The following is a 2,555-nucleotide window of genomic DNA, read 5'->3' on the forward strand; positions in this document are numbered from 1 at the left end:
CCCCTCTGCCTTACCACCCCCCGCACCACCCCTTCACCATCGGCTTCGGCCCGTACACCCCTGGGATCCACCATGCGTCACACCGCCCTCACCACCACCGTCCTCTGCCTCGCCGCGGCCGTCGGACTGACGGCCTGCGGCTCCTCGCAGGACGACAAGCCGAAGGCGCCGTTCGCCGACGACTCGGGCCCCGAGATCGTGGACAAGGCCGTCAAGGCCACCACCGGCGCCACGTCCCTCACCGTGAAGGGCGATGTGACCGACCCCGAGATGGGGGCCCTCACGCTGGACCTGGCCCTGGACACCAAGGGCGAGTGCGCCGGAACCCTCTCGATGGCCGGCGAGGGCTCCGCCGAGCTGATCAGGACCGGCGACACCTTCTATATGAAGTTCGACGAGAAGTTCCTGCGCGCCCAGGCGAAGGGAGAGCCCAAGGAACAGACCGACGCCACCGTGAACATGCTCGGCGGCCGCTGGGTGAAGACGAAGGCGACCGGCGACGACTCCGAGGACCTGGCCGCCCTCTGCGACCTGGACGAGCTCCTCGCGGAGTTCAAGGGCGTCAAGTCGCCTGCCCGCAAGGGGAAGACGACCACCGTCGACGGCAAGAAGGCGATCACCCTCACCGAGGACGACGGCAAGGACCGCTACCTCATCCAGGTGGCGACCGAGGGCAAGCCGTACCTGCTGAAGGTCACCAACGAAGGCGCCAAGGAGCCCGAGACCCTGACCTTCACGGACTACGACCAGCCGGTCGACGCGAAGGCGCCCGCCGACAAGGACGTACTGGACCTGGACGAGCTGGACGGCTGACGGCCACCCGAGTGCGAGCACGGGCGCTCTGCCCCGGCCCGGCGTATCGTCGGAGTGGATATGGGCGGATTGCGGTAGTAAATGCGCCCCGTCGTCTCGGAAAGGAGCCCAGGAATGGGCGTCTTCGACAAGATCAAGAACAAGCTCCATATGGGCGAGGACACCATCGAGCGCGCCGGCGACAAGGTGGACGAGAAGACCGGCGGCAAGTACGCGGACCAGGTCGACAAGGCCCAGGACGCGGCGAAGGACGCGATGGGCATCCACCGGGACAAGAAAGAGGAGTAAGGCCGGCCGCGGCGAGAAGGCCAGAAGAGGAACCCCCGAGGGCGGGCCACGCGCCCGCCCTCGGCGGCGGGCGCGTTACCCGCGGCTCAGACTTTGCCGATGCCGAGCGTGTTCTGCGCGGGCAGCAGACCTGAGCCGATTACGGCGACCCAGGCGTCCCCGAGCAGGTCGGAGAGCCGGGCCAGGTCGTCGGGGCCGAGTTCCCGCCAGGGCCCGGCGGCCAGTTCGTCCGTACGAAGCTCCACATCGGCGCGGAGCGCGCGGCCTGCTTCGGTCGCCTCGCCCGCCGCGCCCAACAGCCCGCGCGCCACGAGTCGTTCGCGGGCCGCCGCCCACTCCCCCGCGCTCCAGCCCCGGCTCTCGAAGACCTCGACGGGCGCCGCGCCGATCCCGGCGAAGGACACGAGCGCCTCCACGGGGTCGAGGCCCGAGGTCAAGAGTGTGGCGACATGGCCGTCGCCGCGGTGCTCACGCAGGATCGTCGCCGCCTGCCAGAGCACCTGGTGCGGGGCGTCCGGCCAGGGCAGCGCGGCGTTCGCGGCGGCGAGCGGGCGACCCGCGGTGCTCGCGGCGGCGGCCTCGGCCGCGCGCCGGGCGAGGGCCGCGGCCTCCGCGAGCTCCGGACCGTCCACAAGGTCGCCCAGGATCGCCCGGTAGGCCCGGTCCACCGCCCGCAGTCGGGCCGCGATGACGGCCTCCGGCGACGCGACAGCCCAGGTGGCGGGAACGTACTCGCCCACCATCCGCGGGCTGAAGCTGTAGTAGGTCGCGGCCACCAGCTCGCTGCTCACCGGACCCAGCGGCGCCGACCGCCAGGCGAAGTAACTCGGCCACCGCTCCTCGGTCTTGTAGCCGAGCGCGGCTGCCTCATCGAAGGCCTCCGGCGCGTAGTAGACCACTGCATGCAACGGCTCCAGCAGGTGCCACAGCTGCCGTACACGGCCGAGCTCGATCTCTCCGGACATGACTACTCCCTCGTTGGACACCCACCCACGCTTAACTTGCCACTGACAAGATTGCCGCCCCGCAGTTAACTTGTCAATGCCTAGATTCGTCGTAACCTACTCCCATGACCAGCGAACAGGCGACGCCGCAGCGCTCCTACCACCACGGCAATCTGCGCCGCGCCATCCTGACCGCGGCCCTTGAGGTCATCCGCACCGATGGCCCCACCGGCCTGAGCCTGCGCGACCTGGCCCGCCGCGCGGGTGTGTCCCATGCGGCCCCCGCCCACCACTTCAAGGACCGCGCGGGCCTGCTCACCGCGATCGCGGCCGAGGGCTTCGACCTGCTCGCCGTGGCCCTTGCCGACGCGCCCGATCTGCGCGAACGGGGCGTGCGCTATGTCCGCTTCGGCGTTGAGCACCCCGCGCACTTCCAGGTGATGTTCCGTCCGGAGCTGCTGCGGGGGGATGACGCGGAGCTGGGGGTGGCGCGGGAGCGGGCCGGGGCGG

The 2,555-nt window shown here is 70.6% G+C and carries 4 protein-coding genes; 3 read left to right on the plus strand and 1 reads right to left on the minus strand.

Features of this window, described 5'->3' with window-relative positions:
* The first annotated feature begins 72 nt into the window (after positions 1-72).
* Positions 73-813 carry a hypothetical protein gene (locus U9R90_RS35390; protein ID WP_411061535.1) on the plus strand — a complete coding sequence of 247 codons (741 nt, stop codon included), beginning with the start codon at positions 73-75 and terminating at the stop codon, positions 811-813.
* Positions 814-927: 114 nt separating this feature from the next.
* Complete coding sequence (locus U9R90_RS35395; RefSeq protein WP_411061537.1) at positions 928-1,101, plus strand: antitoxin; 174 nt, start codon at positions 928-930, stop codon at positions 1,099-1,101.
* Between the two features lie 86 nt (positions 1,102-1,187).
* On the opposite strand, the gene U9R90_RS35400 is transcribed toward U9R90_RS35395, so the two are convergent.
* Entirely contained in the window at positions 1,188-2,066 is an 879-nt protein-coding gene (locus tag U9R90_RS35400; protein ID WP_411061539.1) for an SCO6745 family protein, read from the minus strand.
* A gap of 104 nt (positions 2,067-2,170) precedes the next feature.
* Between U9R90_RS35400 and U9R90_RS35405 the strand changes: the two genes are divergently transcribed.
* The coding region (locus tag U9R90_RS35405) for a TetR/AcrR family transcriptional regulator (RefSeq protein ID WP_411061540.1) at positions 2,171-2,555 on the plus strand (385 nt) is incomplete at its 3' end.

Source organism: Streptomyces sp. E11-3 (assembly GCF_046540415.1).
GTDB lineage: Bacteria > Actinomycetota > Actinomycetes > Streptomycetales > Streptomycetaceae > Streptomyces.